This is a genomic window from Lysobacter sp. Soil_C_59, from assembly GCF_057656415.1.
In genome coordinates this window covers 725994-740217 of the sequence record NZ_JBDGKK010000001.1, presented here as the reverse complement: position 1 = coordinate 740217, position 14224 = coordinate 725994, and the positions used below count along the sequence as shown (strand labels likewise).

Here is a 14224-nt window from a genome sequence, read left to right as displayed (position 1 = left end):
TAAATCCTCCGTTGATGCGGCATCAGTCAAGTGCCGCGATTTTTAGTTGTTGGTCTTCGAGCCACACCTGCACGGCCTTGCCGCGCAGGTCCTTGGGAATCTCTTCCAATACCTTGTAGTGCCCGGCGATGGCAACCAGCTCGGCGTGGAATTCGCGACAGAATATCCGTGCCTGCTCGTTGCCCTGCGCGCCTGCGAGCGCGCGACCACGCAATGGTCCGTAAATATGCACCGAGCCGTCGGCAATGACTTCGGCGCCTGCGCCCACCGTTGTGAGAACGGTCAGGTCGCGGTTCTCGGCGTAGATCTGCTGGCCCGAGCGCACCGGCTTGGACTGGATCATGCCCGGCGATGCCGATGCGGCGGCAGGGCTGGCCTTGGTCGCGGCAGCCAGTTCCGGCTCGCGCCGCGGCGGCGGTGCCGACTGCGGCGCGGGTGCGGCGGCAGCCGCGGCTTCGTCGCGTTCGTACGACGCGCGGAACTTCGCCAGCAGCGGCAGCCCCAGTGCTTCGGACAGTTGTTCGATCTCGCTGGTGCCGTAGGCGATGGCGACCGGCAGCACGCCGGCGTCGCGCAGGCCCTTGATCAGCGCGGTGGTGGTGGCCTGGTCCGGCGTGCGGGTGAGGCCGCCGAAATCGAGCACCACCGCGGCGCGCGCGAACAGCTTGGGCGCGCGCTGGACGCGGTCGCGCATCTCGCTGACGAGGCGGTCGACGTCGAGGGTGCGGATGCGGAGATTGGCGATTCCGACCTGGCCGATCTTGAGTTCGCCGGCCGGTTCAAAGTCCATCGCCGCGCTCACAGGCCGGTTCCCGTGGGTCGCTGCATCAGCGCATCGGCGGCCTTGGGGCCACCGTGGTTGCGCGGGCCGCGTGCCTGGATGATCCAGGGCACCTGCGGCAGCGCATCGCCGTAGGTGTCGCGCACCCAGGCATAGCTGCACAGCGGTTTCATCAGCATCGCGGCGCGTACATCCGCCTCGGTCATCATGTGTTGTCCGACCTCGTGGAATCCAAAGCTGCCATGGAACAGCAGGGCGGGGTCGTTGCTGCCTTCCAGGAACACTTCGCACGCCATCTGCGGATAGCGCATCTCGGCATAGCTCTGGGCATCTGCATAGAACGCGCGGCCGACGCCACCGCCGCGACGGCGGCTGGCGACGACGATGCGGTCGATATAGAAGAAATCGGGATAGCGCTCGCGGAACCAGCGGAAGTTGCTGCTGTCGTGTTCGCTGTGGCTGCCCATTCCGATCAGGAATCCAGCCAGGGCACCGTCGCGCTCGGCGACGCGGAAATATTCGGCGGTTTCGAAGAAATGACGCAGTCGGGCCGCATCCAGCGGCAGGATCGCGGGGCCGGCGGCATTGTTCAGTGCAAGGACGGAATCCAGCTCGTGCTCACGCACGTCGCGGACGACGATCGACATTCCGGGCTCCAGTATTTCGTAAACCGGGCGCATGGCACGTCCGGCCGGGCGATTATCGCATGGCCGTCACGCATGGGCGACCGGCGGCGCGAAATGCAGGGCGAACGGGAGGGCAGGCACTGGACGTCGGGTCGGCCGGCCGTCCCGCCGGGCGGATTGCCGCCGGGGCTGCCCCTATTTTCGCCCCGCTTGCTACAACATGTTGCTCCAGCATGACTTTCGGACGGCTCCCCAGGCCCTTGATGCAGTTAGCATGCCGACATGCTTGCCCGCCTGAATCACACTCGACTACTGCGCTACGCGGGCCTGTTCACCTGGGGCGCGGTAGGACTCTGGCTGCTCAACGTCTGGCTCGACCCGACCCTGCTGGCGCCCGATGCCGAAGGCCCGCCGACCCTGCAGGTGCTGCGCTGGCTCTCGGTCTACCTCACCTTCGGCGCGGTCTACTGGTGGATCACCCGCCAGCTTGGCCAGCGCCGTCCGGGCGTGGTCGACCATGGCCTGCTGCTGGTCCTGACCGCCTGCGCGATCGGGGTCGGCTATTTCTCCGGCACCGGCCTGGGCAGCATCCTGCTGATGGTCGTCGCCGGCCTGCTGCCATGGCTGATGCCGGTGCGGTTCGGCCTGGTCTGGCTGATCTGCGGCAACGTCGCGATCATCCCGGTGTTCGTCGGCGCCCTCGACTTCCCGCCGATCCTGGCCGTGCTGCAGTCGCTGGCGTACATGGGCTTTTCCAGCCTGGTGTTCGTCACCGCCCTGGTCGCCCGCCAGCAGGCCGAGGCGCGCGAGGAGCAGCGCCGCCTCAACGCCGAGCTGCGCGCCACCCGCGCCCTGCTGGGCGAAAGCGTGCGCGTCAACGAGCGCACCCGCATCTCGCGCGAGCTGCACGACCTGCTCGGCCACCACCTGACTGCGCTGAGCCTGAACCTGGAAGTGGCCGGGCACCTGTCCGAGGGCCGGGTCAAGGAGCACGTGCAGCAGGCCCATACCCTGGCGCGGTTGCTGTTGACCGACGTGCGCGAAGCGGTCAGCCAACTGCGTGAAGGCGGTGCCATCGACCTGGGCGCGGCCTTGCTACCGCTGGCCGAGAACGTGCCCTCGCTCGACATCCACATGGACATCGAGGCGCCGCTGACCCTGGACGATCCCGAGCGCGCCCATGTCATGCTGCGCTGCACGCAGGAGATCATCACCAACGCGGTGCGCCACGCCGGCGCCCGCAATCTGTGGATCAACGCCGGCCGCCGCAGCGATTGCATCGTGATGAGCGCGCGCGACGATGGTCATGGTGCGGACACTTTCGTCGCCGGCAACGGCCTTCGCGGCATGCGCGAACGGCTGCAGCAACACGGCGGCGACCTTAGAATCGAAACCCGGCCGGAAGCAGGCTTCTGCCTGCATCTGACGCTGCCGGCCTCGGCGGCTGCTGCCGCTGCCTGCGAAGGAGCCATCGCATGATCCGTGTGTTGATAGTCGACGACCAGACGCTTGTACGGCAGGGTGTGCGTTCCCTGTTGTCTCTGGCCGAAGGCATCGAAGTGGTGGGCGAAGCCGGCGACGGCCGTCATGCGGTGGAAATGATTCCGCAGATCAAGCCCGACGTGGTCCTGATGGACATGCGCATGCCGGTGATGTCGGGACTGGAGGCGCTGCAGGCATTGGCACGCACCAACAGCCTGCCGCCGACGATCATCCTGACCACCTTCGACGACGACCAGCTGGTGCTGGCCGGGCTCAAGGCCGGTGCCAAGGGTTACCTGCTCAAGGACGTGTCGCTGGAGCAGCTGGTCAGCGCGATCCAGGCGGTGGCCGACGGCGGCTCGCTGATGCAGCCGGCGGTGACCCAGCGCCTGTTGTCCGGGCTGGAGCACATGCGCAACGACTTCGTCAGCCTCGACCGTCCCGATCCGCTGACCGAACGCGAGACCGAGATCCTGCGCCTGATGGCCGGCGGTTTCTCCAACAAGGAGATCGCCAATTCGCTGGGCGTGGCCGAGGGCACGATCAAGAACCACGTTTCCAACATCCTGTCCAAGCTGGGCGTGCGTGACCGCACCCGCGCCGTGCTCAAGGCCTTCGAGCTGCAGCTGGTCTGAAGGCCGGCTTCGCGGGCAATGGGTGGGGCTCCGGCCCCCGGGGCAGGCGGCCCCTCAGGCAGGGGCTGGTGCCCCTGCCGCCGTCACTTCCGCGAATTGGCGCCTACACCGCCCGCAGCTTCCTTGATACGATTGCGGGTCTGTGTCCCGGTCCGACCGGGTGCCGGCCCTCGGAGAAACCTGAATGACCCGTCTGATCGAGATTTTGATTTCCTTGGCGATTGTCGCCGCGCTGTTCCTCATCGTAGGTATCGCGCTGCCGGCAAGCCGTCATTTGCAGCACTCGGTTGAAACCAACCGCAAAGTTACGATTGTTTTCGACACCCTTAACAGCCTGCGCCGCTTCAAGGACTGGAACCCGCTGGTCCTGCGCGATCCGAAGATGCAGCTGAAGTTCTCCGGCCCGGTTTCGGGCGTCGGCGCCCGCATGGACTACGACTCCAAGGAGAAGGGTCTGCGCCAGGGCAGCTGGGAGATCACCGAGAGCGTTCCGGGCAAGAAGGTTGCCTATGCCCTGACCGACATCGAGCCGGGCAACAACAAGCGCACCGCCTTCACCCTCAAGCCGACCGGCCGCGGTGGCCGTAACGTCGAGATCACCCAGACCTACGATGTCGATTACGGCTGGAACCTGATCGGTCGCTACGCTGGCCTGTACGTCAGCAGCAACGTCGGCGAAGACATGAAGATGGGCCTGGGCCGCCTGAGCAACATGCTCGCCGCCGTGCCGAACTACGACTACGCCGAGCTGAGCAAGGACGATCCGGCCAAGGCGCCGAAGCTGTTCGATCGTCCGGCCGAGAACCTGCTGGTCGTGACCGCCGCCGTCGAGCGCAACAACGACAAGGTGCTGGGCCAGATCAACAGCAACATGGAGTGGATCAAGAAGGTGATGGCCGCCAACGGCCTCGAGCCGGCCGGTCCGGTCCGCATCGTCACCAACGAGTTCGGTTCCGACATCTACTCCTTCGACGTTGCCCAGCCGGTCCGCAAGATCGGTGACGAAGCCAGCGCGTCGACCAAGCTCGACGTCAAGATCGAAGGTCCGGTCGTGGCCGTGTTCAACGAGCCGGCGAAGGTCGCGATGGTGCCGTCGTTCAAGGGCCATATGGCCAACCTGGCGAAGGTGCGTGATGCCCTGCGCGGTTGGGCGCTGACCCACGGTTACGAGACCGTCGAGCGTCCGTACGAGTCGTGGAAGGCGGGCGTCGCTGCCGGCTTCACCGAAGACGGCGAGTACGACGTGTTCTGGGCCGTCAAGTAAGACGCGCCTCGCTCGCAACTGCTGTAAACCAGAACGCGCCGCGGATTTCCGCGGCGCGTTTTGTTTTGGGGCACGCCACGCGGCTGATATCGTGATGCGGCACCCCAGCGACCGACACGAATGAACGCCAATGCTTCGACGCTTCCCACCCGTCTGCTGACCGCCTCAGGTGCGGTCCTGGCGTCCGTTGCGGTCGCCTTGTCGGCCTACGCGGCGCACGCCGTCGACGCGGGCGCGCAGCATCGTCTGTATTCCGCTGCGCTGTTCGCGTTCGGCCACGGCATCGCGCTGGTTGCATTGGCGCCGCACCTGCGCCGCAAACTCGCGCTCGCGGCGCTTTCGACGTTGCTGCTTGGCACGCTGCTGTTCTCCGGCAGCCTGGCTGCGGCGGTCGTCATTGGCGCATCGACGGCACTGGCGCCGTTCGGCGGCACGCTGATGATCGTGGCGTGGCTGCTGTATGCGGCCGATGCCATGAGGCGCTGAAATGCCACGTCATTCGCGCGGATTCGACACAGATGCGGCGCACGCGCACCTGCTCAAGCGCGACCGCAAGCTGGCCCGCTGGATGCGCAGGATCGGTCCGCTGGCGCCGGATCCGCGCTGGCGCAGATCCTTCGATCCGGTCGATGCCCTGGCCCGGGCGATCCTGTACCAGCAGCTCAGCGGCAAGGCCGCGGCAACGATCGTCGGTCGCGTCGAAGCGGCGATCGACAGCACGCGTTTCCATTGCGACACCCTGGGCCGCATCGACGATGTCGCGCTGCGTGCCTGCGGTGTTTCCGGCAACAAGTCACTGGCGCTGCGCGACCTCGCCGCGCGCGAGGCGCGTGGCGAGATACCCGACCTGCGCCGCATGAGCACCATGGACAACCAGTCCATCATCGACGCCCTGGTGCCGGTGCGCGGCATCGGTCGCTGGACGGTGGAGATGATGCTGATGTTTCGCCTTGGTCGCCCCGACGTGTTGCCGGTCGACGACCTGGGCATCCGCAAGGGCGCCCAGCTCGTCGACGCGCTCGAGGAAATGCCGACCCCGAAGGAGCTCGCCGCCCTCGGCGAGCGATGGGGCCCCTACCGGACCTACGCCAGCCTTTATCTGTGGAAGATCGCCGACCTTGGTGGCCAGGCGCGGACTCCGACCAACCGCTCGCAGGACTGACCGCCCGCATCAAGGCCGTCTTGACATCGGTTGCGGGAAGATCGGGTCCTACAGACCGATCAGGGAGGTGTGGCATGCAATCCCGGCAACAGGGTGCTCCAAAGCGGTGGATGCTGGTTTCGGCGTCGGTGCTGTTGTTCGCATCGACGATGGCCATCGCCAGCCCGTCCAACAAGTGGCGCATCCAGGTCAGCAGCGATGCCGACAGCGATGGCGTCGTGGTTTTCCATATCGCTCCCTTGAAGGATGCGGCGGTCGATGTCTCCGTCGCCATTCCCAAGGACGCCAACGAGAACCATGTCGCCCGACTGATCCGCGACCAGCTGCGCGCCAAGCTTGGCAACAGCTATCGGATAGAGGTGGACGATGGCGAGGACGTGCTGATCAAGAAGCACCTGGGCGATGCCAACTTCGACCTGACCATCACCCAGCAGACTGCGAAGGGCGTGCGCATCACCCTCGACAAGGAATAGCCGCGGCGTCAGCCCTGGTAACGCCAGTGCCAGGGCTCGTAGACGATCCCGTGCGGATTGTCGCGCGGGTAACTCATCACGAAGCCGAACCCTTCTGCGTTGTCGCGCAGCCAGGCAAACGCGGCGGTGCCTTCGAACGACTCTTCGGCCGGAGGTTCGCCCGGTGCGCCGATGTCCAGGGCGAGGCCGGAGTGATGCTCGCTGTAGCCGGGCGCGGCATTGACGGTGAGGATCTCCTCGACGCCCAGTCCGCGCGCGAGCTTGCGCTCGAAGATGCCCAGCTGGTAGTCGTGGCTGCGGTAGCCGGAGATCGCTTCGAGTACGACGCCGTCGCGCAGTGCCGCATCGTGCAGGTGCGACCAGGCGCGCGCGGCCTCCACATGCAGCCACAACGGCCGGCGGTAGCGGTCGAATCCGGCGAAGGCGAGCCAGTCCGGTTCGGCGACCAGCTCCAGGCCGGTGCGCTCGCCGTATTCGCCGTCCAGCCCGAGCGCGTGCAGTCGCTCTTCGAGGCGGTCCAGCGGCAGTTCGCGGACGTGTTCGATGCCGGCGCGCAGGTGCGCGGGCGGGGCATCGATTGCGTCGAGCGCGGCGTCCAGCCCGGGTTCCCGGCGCAGGTGCGGCACCAGTGCCAGCAGGCCTTCGGGCAGGTCGACGGCGAGGTACTGGCCATCGCGCTTGCGGCGCAGGACATGGCGGGCGCGGGCGAGGGCACGCGCATCGAAGTTGCTGCGAGCGCGCAACAGCCCGCCCGGCCAGAGTTCGATCTCCGGCGTGTTGATCAGGATTCGGGGCTGGCCGCGCATGGACGTCAGGTTAGCGGCCCGCGGCGGTGGTTGCCATGCTCGCAGCCTGCGGGCGCGGCTTCAGCCCCGATTGGCGGCCTTAGACCGGCCGCTTCAGCACCGCGCGCAGGTGGTCGAACGGCGTAACTGCCGTCACCGACACCAGTTCCCAGCCCTGCTCGCCGAGGCGGTTGAGTTCTTCCTGCAGGCGCTCGCTGACGGCTGGGCCCAGCATCCTGGGCACGATCTCGATGACTTCGTAGGTCCAGCGTTGGCTCATGATGGGGTCCTCATCGTTAAACGGGCTGGTCAACAACGGGCTGGTCAACAAACGGTCTGGTCAGCCCGGAGTGATCCGATACAACGGCGCCGGGATGAACTCGCCTGTCGCATAAAGATGCTTGCCGTCGCGGCTCCACGCCAGCGCCTCGGCCTGCGGCAGCCACGGCAGTGGTTCGAACTTCGGCGCGCGCGCCACCGCCTGGCCCCAGTCCTCGCGGGCATGGCGCGGGTACAGCAGCAGCCAGCGATAGGTCATCACCGCGAGCGTGCGGCCATCAGGCGACACGTCAGCCGCAGTCACCTGGCTGTCCAGGCGCGCGCGCTGCGGATTGCGGCGCAGTGCATTGGCGTCGGCCTGCGGCACGCCGGCCAGGGTGCCGAGCTTTTGCGCGGTCTGCAGCGCCGTCCCGCGCGGGTGCAGTGGCAGCGAGAACAACTCGGGCGGCTGCCGACGTTTCGAAATCAATAGCACCTGGCGATTCTCCGCATCCACCGCCACCGCTTCGCAATCGCGCGCGCCATCGGGCCAGCGAAAGGCGATCGACCACGCCGGACGCAGGCGCGCATTTTCGATCCGCGCCGGTTCCTCGACGATATGCAGTTGCAGGCTGCGGCGCAGGCCGCCGTTGTCGCCGGTATCGGCGATCAGCAGATAGTTGCGGCCGTCGAGCTCGAAGGACGCCAGGTCCTCCCAGTCGGTCTTGGTCACGCCCTCCACGCGCAGCGTGGCCAGTCGCGTGCCGCCGGTGCTGACCGCGAACAGGCGCTCCGGGTTGCCACCGTCGTCGAGCATCCACAACACGTCGCGATGGCGGCGCGATGCGGCGATGCCGCTGATCTCGTCCAGCTGCGGGTCGATCATCACGCCTGCAAGGTGCGTGCCGCGGCCTTCCTCGACAGGCTCGGGCCCATCGTCGGCGCAGCCGGCGACGGCGATCACGCAGGCGATCCCGCAGGCGAGCGCGAGGGCGATTCGTTGCGCGGCTGCGGAGGCAGGGGCGGGGCCGGACATCGGCACAGGATGGCATGCGATTTGCGACGCGACAAAGGTGGCGACGACAAATTGCGAACGTTTGTGGAACCGTCGTGTTTCGCAGCGTGCACATCCGTTGGCCTGAGGGCCGCCAGAACGCGCGCCGGCGTGGGCTGGCCCGCTCCGGCGGGCATGCTCGGGCGGGCATCCTGGGGCAAGAGCCTGAAGACCTTTTGCCCTCATCCCCATAAACTGATCGCCAGCCCTCCGCCCGGACCCCACATGATCACCCTCGGCACGCCTCTGTCCCCGCACGCATTGCGCGTGCTCCTGCTCGGTTCGGGCGAGCTCGGCAAGGAAGTGGCGATCGAGTTGCAGCGCTTCGGCGTGGAGGTGATCGCGGCCGACCGTTATGCCGACGCACCGGCCATGCAGGTGGCGCACCGCAGCCACGTGCTGGACATGCTCGACGGCGGCGCTATTCGCGCGCTGATCGCACTCGAGCGTCCGCACCTGATCGTCCCGGAGATCGAGGCGATCCACACGCAGACCCTGGTCGACCTGGAACGCGAATTCGGCGAACGCGGCACGCAGACGCGGGTCATCCCGACTGCGCGCGCTGCGCGCCTGACCATGGACCGCGAAGGCATCCGCCGCCTCGCCGCCGAGACGCTGGGCTTGCCGACCTCGCCATACAAGTTCGTCGACACGCTGGAGGACTACCGCGCAGCGGTCGAGACGATCGGCCTGCCTTGCGTGGTCAAGCCGGTGATGTCGTCGTCGGGCAAGGGACAGAGCCTGGTGCGTGACAACGACAGCATCGACAAGGCCTGGGACTACGCGCAGACCGGCGGCCGTGCCGGTGCCGGTCGCGTGATCGTGGAAGGCTTCGTCGACTTCGATTACGAGATCACGCTGCTGACGGTGCGGCATGTCGGCGGTACTACTTTCTGCGCGCCGATCGGGCACCTGCAGCGCGATGGCGATTATCGCGAGAGCTGGCAGCCGCAGCCGATGTCGACCAAGGCGCTGGCGCGCGCGCAGGGCATCGCCCGCACGATCACCGACGATCTGGGCGGCTGGGGCGTGTTCGGCGTGGAGTTGTTCGTCAAGGGTGACGATGTCTGGTTCAGCGAAGTCTCACCCAGGCCGCACGACACTGGTCTTGTCACGCTGGCTTCGCAGGACTTGAGCGAGTTTGCCCTGCATGCACGGGCGATCCTCGGATTGCCGGTGCCTTCGATCCGCGAGTACGGCCCGGCGGCATCGTGCGCGGTGCTGGCGCAGGGTCACGGCGTGCCGGTCTTCGACGGCGTCGATGCGGCGCTGGCGCAGGCCGACACGCAGCTGCGCCTGTTCGGCAAGCCGCGCGTGGAGGGCCATCGCCGTGTCGCGGTCACGCTGGCGCTGGCCGAGGATATCGATACGGCACGCGAGCGCGCACGGCGGTCGGCTGCCGCGCTCAATATCGAACTGCGCTGAACGCATCATTCCCGAGGAGCCGCGACCATGCTCGACGAAACCCAGGGTTATGCCGTGTTCTTCTACCCGCAGGCGCTGGAGGCGCTTGGTGAGGCGATCCGTCCGTACATGCACGACGGCGCCAGTGGGCCGCACGTGCTGTGCAACTCGATCGACACCGGCGGTGCGCTGATCGAGATGACGATCGAGGGGCGCACGGCCGAGGGCAATGCGATCGCGGTGGAACTGATGGTGCCGGCCAACATGGTGCGGATGATCGTGTCGGCGCGCAGCGATGGTGTATTCGGATTCGGGCCGCGGGTCGTTGCTGCGCCTGCCGATGCCGAAGCGGTGGCAGTGCCGCCGACGGCGTTGGCATCCGCGCAGACCGTGCACGCACCGTTGGAGATTCCGAAGCCGATGGTCGACCCGGTCACGCCGGTGATGGCCAAGCTGCCGCCAAAGGCATAGTCACCGTCGTCCCGGCGAACGCCGGGACCCATCTTGACCTTGCCATTGCCCGCCAGGCTCAGCGCGGCTCCATCCCCACATCCACCCACACCAGGTGATGGTCGCTGCCATCGGCAATGGCCGCTTCCGGCTGCGCCGCGGCCGGCCAGAACACACCGCTCCCTTCAACGCTGAAGCCCACCGAGGGCAGCACGTAATCCAGTCGCATCGTCCCGGCCTTCGGCCCGAAATCGCCGGTGGCGTGGGCGGGTGAGCCGTGGCGGACGATGCCGGCCTGGGCGTAGCGCGCGCCGACTTCGACCGCGCCCTCGCTGCGCGGCGTCGCGTACCGCGCCACGCGCGCGTGCTCGAGCAATTCGACGATTGCCTCGTGGTGGCCATCGCCGTCGCTCGGGTCGTTGTTGAGGTCGCCAGCGATGACGAAACGGGCATCATCGGGCAGGCCGCCACAACGACCCTGGTCGTCGCACAGCCAGGCGGCGTTGGGCGATGACAGGTATTCGCGCCACAGGCGGATCTCGTCGGCGTTGCGCACGCCGTTGCGATCCTCGGGGCCGTCGAACACCGGCGGCGTCGGATGCGAGACCAGGAAGTGCACGACGCCGGCCGGCGTACGCACCGGCACGTCCCAATGCGACTTCGACGACAGGCGCAGCTGCGACCAGATCGATGCCGGGTACCACGGCTTGCCGTTGGCCGGATCACGCGGTTGCGATGCGCCCGGCATGGCGCTCCATTTCAGCAACTGGAACGTGCGCACCTGGCCGGCGTCGATCGGGTGGCGTGACAGCACCAGCATGCCGTACTGGCCCGGGTGCAGGCCGTATCCCCAGGCGTCGTTGCCGCGGTTGCGACCGGTGCCGCCAGCTTCGCCGTTGCCATCCAGGTCGAGGCCGCTGGGCACGCCGGTGTTGACCGGGGCCAGGTAGCGATACGGGTACTTGAGCGGTTCGCCACCGCCGGGCTGGGCGACACTGAGGTAGTCGCGCTGGAACAGGTCGGCCGCCGCGCCCTGGGCGTCGTAGTCGAACTCGTTGAGCAGCACCAGGTCGGGGCGCACGCGCTGCAGCACCGCGGCGATCTTGCGCGCGCCGGGGTCGCCGGCCTGCAGGCGGTGGATCAGTCCACCGTCCTGGTCGTCATAGAGCGAGGTGTTGTACGTCGCCACGCGCAGGGTCGTGCCGGTGTTCATCGATCGGGCCCATGCTTCGGGATCGCCCTTGATGTTGACCTGCGTGCACGCGCAAAGCAGCGAAAGGGCGGCGCCAATGAGGGGAAGGGAGAGTCTGTTCATCGCGCGATGATGTCATGCCGGCGCGCAGCGGCAATGACAGGATCAGGCCAGCGGCAGGTCGTGCCAGTCGCGGCCATCGAATGCTTCCAGCGGACGGAAGCGGCGCTTGTAGTCCATCTTCGCGTGGCCCTGGATCCAGTAACCCAGGTAGAGGTGGCGACGGCGCTCGCGCCGGGCCCATTCCAGCTGGCGCAGGATCGCCAGCGTGCCCAGGCCGCGATCGGCCAGGTCCGGATCGTAGAAGGTGTAGACCGCCGACAGCGCCGCTTCGGTCACGTCGGTCACCGCCACCGCCAGCAGCTTGCCGGGGCCGTGCGTGGACGCCTCGCGCAGCTCCAGGAAGCGGCCTTCGCTCCAGCTGCCGATCAGGAACTGGTCGAACTCGGTCGCGCCGTGGCCGTCCATGCCGCCGCCGGCGTGCCGGGCAGCCAGGTAGCGGCGGTACAGCGAAAGTTGCTCGGCGGTGCGCTGGGTCGGCAGCACGCGCATCTCGACGCCGGCGTTGCGGGCCAGGCAGCGGCGCTGGCTGCGGTCGGGGACGAAGCGGTCGACCGGGATGCGCACCGCCACGCAGGCCCGGCAACCGGCGCAATGCGGGCGGTAGACGATGTCACCGGAGCGGCGGAAACCCCATCCCAGCGCGTGCGGGTACCACTGCCGCAGGCGCGGGTCGCGCGGGTCGAGCACGAGGTCGCGGGCGACGCGCTCGGGCCAGTAGCCACAGGCGTGCTCGCCGGTATGGAACAGGCGGAGATCGTCGCTGTCCTGCGGTTCGGTGCCCATGGCGCCAGCATAGCGCCGTGGCGCGTGAGGAAAACGCTGTCGCGCGACTGAACGCGGCCCGCCAGCTGTCAACCGCAACGGCAGCCGGGCGTTGATCTGGTCATCGGCGCCAACCGACGCCACCCGCAGGAGCGTTACCAATGAGTCAGCACAATCCGAGCCAGCGCAATTCCCTTCCCGCTCTGCTTGCCGTCGCCATCGCCGCGATCGTCACCGCCGGCACCGCGCTGGCCGCGACCCAGGCCAGCGACAGCACGCATGCGGCGCGCCCGAAGCTCGACGTCAACAACGACGGCGTGGTCGATCGCAACGAGGCCGCGGCCAGCCCGCGCCTGGCGGCGAAGTTCGACCAGCTCGACGTCAACAAGGACGGCAAGCTCGATCGTTCCGAGCGTCCCCACCGCGGCGGCAAGGGCCATGGCGAGGGCCATCGAGGCATGGGCGGTCTGATCGACGCCGACAAGGATGGCGACGGCCGCATCAGCAAGACCGAGGCTTCGTCGCTGTCGTGGCTCACCAAGAGCTTCGACCAGGTCGACGGCAACCGTGACGGCTACGTCGTCCGCAGCGAACTTCGCAGCTATCACGAGAAGATGCGTCCGCAGCGCGAGGCCGAGCGGGCCAAGCAGGCCGAGGAGCGCTTCGCCGCCGCCGACCTCAATCACGACGGCAAGCTGAGCAAGCTGGAAGTCAGCGAGAACATGCCGCGCCTGAGCAAGGGGTTCGCGTTCATGGACGAGGACCGCGACGGCTACCTGACCCGCGACGATCTCAGGCACTCGCCGCGCCACTGAACTTTCCCGCGCGGACGCTGTCGATGCCTGCACAACAACGTGCTGGCTGTCCTGCAAATCCCGACTACCCGTGCCGTGTCTCCGCGGCACGGGTTTTTTTTGGCTGTCGCCGGCCTACATCGACACGTGCTTGATCGTGCGCACGACCTTCCAGCCGGTGCCGCCGACCTGGGCCACTTCCAGTGTCTTGTACGAGGCCGACATGCGGTGGTGATAGGCGGTGTACTCGACCACGCCGGTGATGGCGTCGTCGTTGGCGGCATCGCGTTTCTGCGGGCGGAACGCATGCACGTCGATGATGAGTGCCGGCGCGCCGGTGGCACGTTGCTGGCTGCCGACCTCGTCGTTGGCATTGCGCACGCATTGCGACGCCGGCACCACCTGGCGGCCGGGCTGCTGCATCGCGCTGACCAGCGTTGCCGGTGCGTCCTTGCCATCGACGGCCAGGCACAGCACGTCCAGCCGCGCCTTCGGCAATTCCTGCGTCAGCACCGCCGCCGCCAGCGGCTGCGGGATGGCTGCGGTGGAGCCATCGAGCGGATGCTCCTTGAGCGCTTCGTTGGCGATGTCCAGGTTGACCGCGTGCCGGATCACCAGGCCGCCGATGATCACGATGCCCGCCATCAGCACCAGCTTGATCCGCAGCATGCGTGACTGTTGCGGTGACTTGCCCTGGGTCTCGGGCTCGAAGCGGAAGCTGGGGCCGCGGAAGCTCTCGCGCGTGGACTCCAGCAGGCCGGCGTCGCGCAGGATCTCGCGGGCGCGCACCTGGTCCTCCGAGCGCACCACCCACACCGCCGGCTTCGGGCCACCGGGTTCGCTGTAGCTGAAAGTGCCGCGCCGGCCGCCCTTGTACGAGCGGCCGTTGGTGATGCGCACCTCGATGTCGGCGTCGCGCATCATCTGCGCGACCTGCTCGACGTTTTCCAGGCGCTGGCTGCTGAATACCTGTCTCATC

At 67.6% G+C, this 14224-nt stretch carries 17 protein-coding genes; 9 read left to right on the top strand and 8 right to left on the bottom strand.

Annotated elements, in window-relative coordinates:
- Positions 1–22: 22 nt before the first annotated feature.
- Both minC and AC3A3Q_RS03300 read right to left on the bottom strand, forming a co-directional pair.
- Positions 23–790, bottom strand: coding sequence for a septum site-determining protein MinC (gene minC, locus AC3A3Q_RS03305; RefSeq protein ID WP_487584860.1), 768 nt, complete (start codon positions 788–790; stop codon positions 23–25).
- An 8-nt stretch (positions 791–798) separates the two neighbouring features.
- Positions 799–1428, bottom strand: a complete 630-nt coding sequence (locus AC3A3Q_RS03300; protein WP_487584859.1) for a GNAT family N-acetyltransferase — start codon at positions 1426–1428, stop codon at positions 799–801.
- Between the two features lie 261 nt (positions 1429–1689).
- On the opposite strand from AC3A3Q_RS03300, the gene AC3A3Q_RS03295 reads away from it, so the two are divergent.
- The 6 genes from AC3A3Q_RS03295 to AC3A3Q_RS03270 all read left to right on the top strand — a co-directional run bounded on the left by AC3A3Q_RS03295 (position 1690) and on the right by AC3A3Q_RS03270 (position 6423).
- Entirely contained in the window at positions 1690–2886 is a 1197-nt protein-coding gene (locus tag AC3A3Q_RS03295; protein ID WP_487584858.1) for a sensor histidine kinase, read from the top strand.
- Positions 2883–3524: a response regulator gene (locus tag AC3A3Q_RS03290; protein ID WP_487584857.1), complete on the top strand. Its 642-nt coding sequence runs from the start codon at positions 2883–2885 to the stop codon at positions 3522–3524. Before AC3A3Q_RS03295 ends, AC3A3Q_RS03290 begins: the two co-directional genes overlap by 4 nt.
- A gap of 184 nt (positions 3525–3708) precedes the next feature.
- The gene (locus tag AC3A3Q_RS03285; protein WP_487584856.1) at positions 3709–4788 is read left to right on the top strand and encodes a polyketide cyclase; all 1080 of its coding nucleotides are present in this window, start codon (positions 3709–3711) and stop codon (positions 4786–4788) included.
- Between the two features lie 120 nt (positions 4789–4908).
- Complete coding sequence (locus AC3A3Q_RS03280) at positions 4909–5274, top strand: DUF423 domain-containing protein (RefSeq protein ID WP_487584855.1); 366 nt, start codon at positions 4909–4911, stop codon at positions 5272–5274.
- 1 nt (position 5275) lies between these two features.
- Positions 5276–5950, top strand: coding sequence for a DNA-3-methyladenine glycosylase family protein (locus AC3A3Q_RS03275; RefSeq protein ID WP_487584854.1), 675 nt, complete (start codon positions 5276–5278; stop codon positions 5948–5950).
- Positions 5951–6060: 110 nt separating this feature from the next.
- Positions 6061–6423, top strand: coding sequence for a hypothetical protein (locus AC3A3Q_RS03270; RefSeq protein WP_487584853.1), 363 nt, complete (start codon positions 6061–6063; stop codon positions 6421–6423).
- 8 nt (positions 6424–6431) lie between these two features.
- Here AC3A3Q_RS03270 and AC3A3Q_RS03265 read toward each other — a convergent pair whose 3' ends face one another.
- From AC3A3Q_RS03265 to AC3A3Q_RS03255, 3 genes are all read right to left on the bottom strand, one after another.
- Entirely contained in the window at positions 6432–7229 is a 798-nt protein-coding gene (locus AC3A3Q_RS03265; protein ID WP_487584852.1) for a M15 family metallopeptidase, read from the bottom strand.
- A 79-nt stretch (positions 7230–7308) separates the two neighbouring features.
- Positions 7309–7488 (bottom strand): DUF4177 domain-containing protein, encoded by a 180-nt coding sequence (locus tag AC3A3Q_RS03260; RefSeq protein ID WP_158734146.1) that lies wholly within the window; start codon positions 7486–7488, stop codon positions 7309–7311.
- A gap of 60 nt (positions 7489–7548) precedes the next feature.
- The gene (locus AC3A3Q_RS03255) at positions 7549–8502 is read right to left on the bottom strand and encodes a hypothetical protein (protein ID WP_487584851.1); all 954 of its coding nucleotides are present in this window, start codon (positions 8500–8502) and stop codon (positions 7549–7551) included.
- Positions 8503–8745: 243 nt separating this feature from the next.
- Here AC3A3Q_RS03255 and purT point away from each other — a divergent pair, with 243 nt between their 5' ends.
- Positions 8746–9945, top strand: a complete 1200-nt coding sequence (gene purT, locus AC3A3Q_RS03250; RefSeq protein WP_487584850.1) for a formate-dependent phosphoribosylglycinamide formyltransferase — start codon at positions 8746–8748, stop codon at positions 9943–9945.
- A gap of 27 nt (positions 9946–9972) precedes the next feature.
- The gene (locus AC3A3Q_RS03245; protein ID WP_487584849.1) at positions 9973–10395 is read left to right on the top strand and encodes a hypothetical protein; all 423 of its coding nucleotides are present in this window, start codon (positions 9973–9975) and stop codon (positions 10393–10395) included.
- 58 nt (positions 10396–10453) lie between these two features.
- Here AC3A3Q_RS03245 and AC3A3Q_RS03240 read toward each other — a convergent pair whose 3' ends face one another.
- Positions 10454–11689: an endonuclease/exonuclease/phosphatase family protein gene (locus tag AC3A3Q_RS03240; RefSeq protein WP_487584848.1), complete on the bottom strand. Its 1236-nt coding sequence runs from the start codon at positions 11687–11689 to the stop codon at positions 10454–10456.
- 42 nt (positions 11690–11731) lie between these two features.
- Positions 11732–12472, bottom strand: a complete 741-nt coding sequence (locus AC3A3Q_RS03235; RefSeq protein ID WP_487584847.1) for an arginyltransferase — start codon at positions 12470–12472, stop codon at positions 11732–11734.
- A gap of 140 nt (positions 12473–12612) precedes the next feature.
- Here AC3A3Q_RS03235 and AC3A3Q_RS03230 point away from each other — a divergent pair, with 140 nt between their 5' ends.
- Entirely contained in the window at positions 12613–13266 is a 654-nt protein-coding gene (locus AC3A3Q_RS03230) for a hypothetical protein (RefSeq protein WP_487584846.1), read from the top strand.
- Between the two features lie 114 nt (positions 13267–13380).
- On the opposite strand, the gene AC3A3Q_RS03225 is transcribed toward AC3A3Q_RS03230, so the two are convergent.
- A complete protein-coding gene (locus AC3A3Q_RS03225; protein ID WP_487584845.1) occupies positions 13381–14223 on the bottom strand; it encodes a hypothetical protein in 843 nt (280 codons plus the stop codon).
- Between the last annotated feature and the right edge of the window lies 1 nt (position 14224).

Bases quoted from the DNA above. Each gene is read 5' to 3' on its own strand.
- AC3A3Q_RS03290 (WP_487584857.1), top strand. From the start codon at position 2,883: ATGATCCGTGTGTTGATAGTCGACGACCAGACGCTTGTACGGCAGGGT.
- AC3A3Q_RS03240 (WP_487584848.1), bottom strand. From the start codon at position 11,689: ATGAACAGACTCTCCCTTCCCCTCATTGGCGCCGCCCTTTCGCTGCTT.
- AC3A3Q_RS03230 (WP_487584846.1), top strand. From the start codon at position 12,613: ATGAGTCAGCACAATCCGAGCCAGCGCAATTCCCTTCCCGCTCTGCTT.
- AC3A3Q_RS03280 (WP_487584855.1), top strand. From the start codon at position 4,909: ATGAACGCCAATGCTTCGACGCTTCCCACCCGTCTGCTGACCGCCTCA.
- AC3A3Q_RS03295 (WP_487584858.1), top strand. From the start codon at position 1,690: ATGCTTGCCCGCCTGAATCACACTCGACTACTGCGCTACGCGGGCCTG.
- minC (WP_487584860.1), bottom strand. From the start codon at position 790: ATGGACTTTGAACCGGCCGGCGAACTCAAGATCGGCCAGGTCGGAATC.
- AC3A3Q_RS03235 (WP_487584847.1), bottom strand. From the start codon at position 12,472: ATGGGCACCGAACCGCAGGACAGCGACGATCTCCGCCTGTTCCATACC.
- AC3A3Q_RS03245 (WP_487584849.1), top strand. From the start codon at position 9,973: ATGCTCGACGAAACCCAGGGTTATGCCGTGTTCTTCTACCCGCAGGCG.
- AC3A3Q_RS03285 (WP_487584856.1), top strand. From the start codon at position 3,709: ATGACCCGTCTGATCGAGATTTTGATTTCCTTGGCGATTGTCGCCGCG.
- AC3A3Q_RS03270 (WP_487584853.1), top strand. From the start codon at position 6,061: ATGCTGGTTTCGGCGTCGGTGCTGTTGTTCGCATCGACGATGGCCATC.
- AC3A3Q_RS03275 (WP_487584854.1), top strand. From the start codon at position 5,276: ATGCCACGTCATTCGCGCGGATTCGACACAGATGCGGCGCACGCGCAC.
- AC3A3Q_RS03225 (WP_487584845.1), bottom strand. From the start codon at position 14,223: ATGAGACAGGTATTCAGCAGCCAGCGCCTGGAAAACGTCGAGCAGGTC.
- AC3A3Q_RS03265 (WP_487584852.1), bottom strand. From the start codon at position 7,229: ATGCGCGGCCAGCCCCGAATCCTGATCAACACGCCGGAGATCGAACTC.
- AC3A3Q_RS03260 (WP_158734146.1), bottom strand. From the start codon at position 7,488: ATGAGCCAACGCTGGACCTACGAAGTCATCGAGATCGTGCCCAGGATG.
- AC3A3Q_RS03300 (WP_487584859.1), bottom strand. From the start codon at position 1,428: ATGTCGATCGTCGTCCGCGACGTGCGTGAGCACGAGCTGGATTCCGTC.
- purT (WP_487584850.1), top strand. From the start codon at position 8,746: ATGATCACCCTCGGCACGCCTCTGTCCCCGCACGCATTGCGCGTGCTC.
- AC3A3Q_RS03255 (WP_487584851.1), bottom strand. From the start codon at position 8,502: ATGTCCGGCCCCGCCCCTGCCTCCGCAGCCGCGCAACGAATCGCCCTC.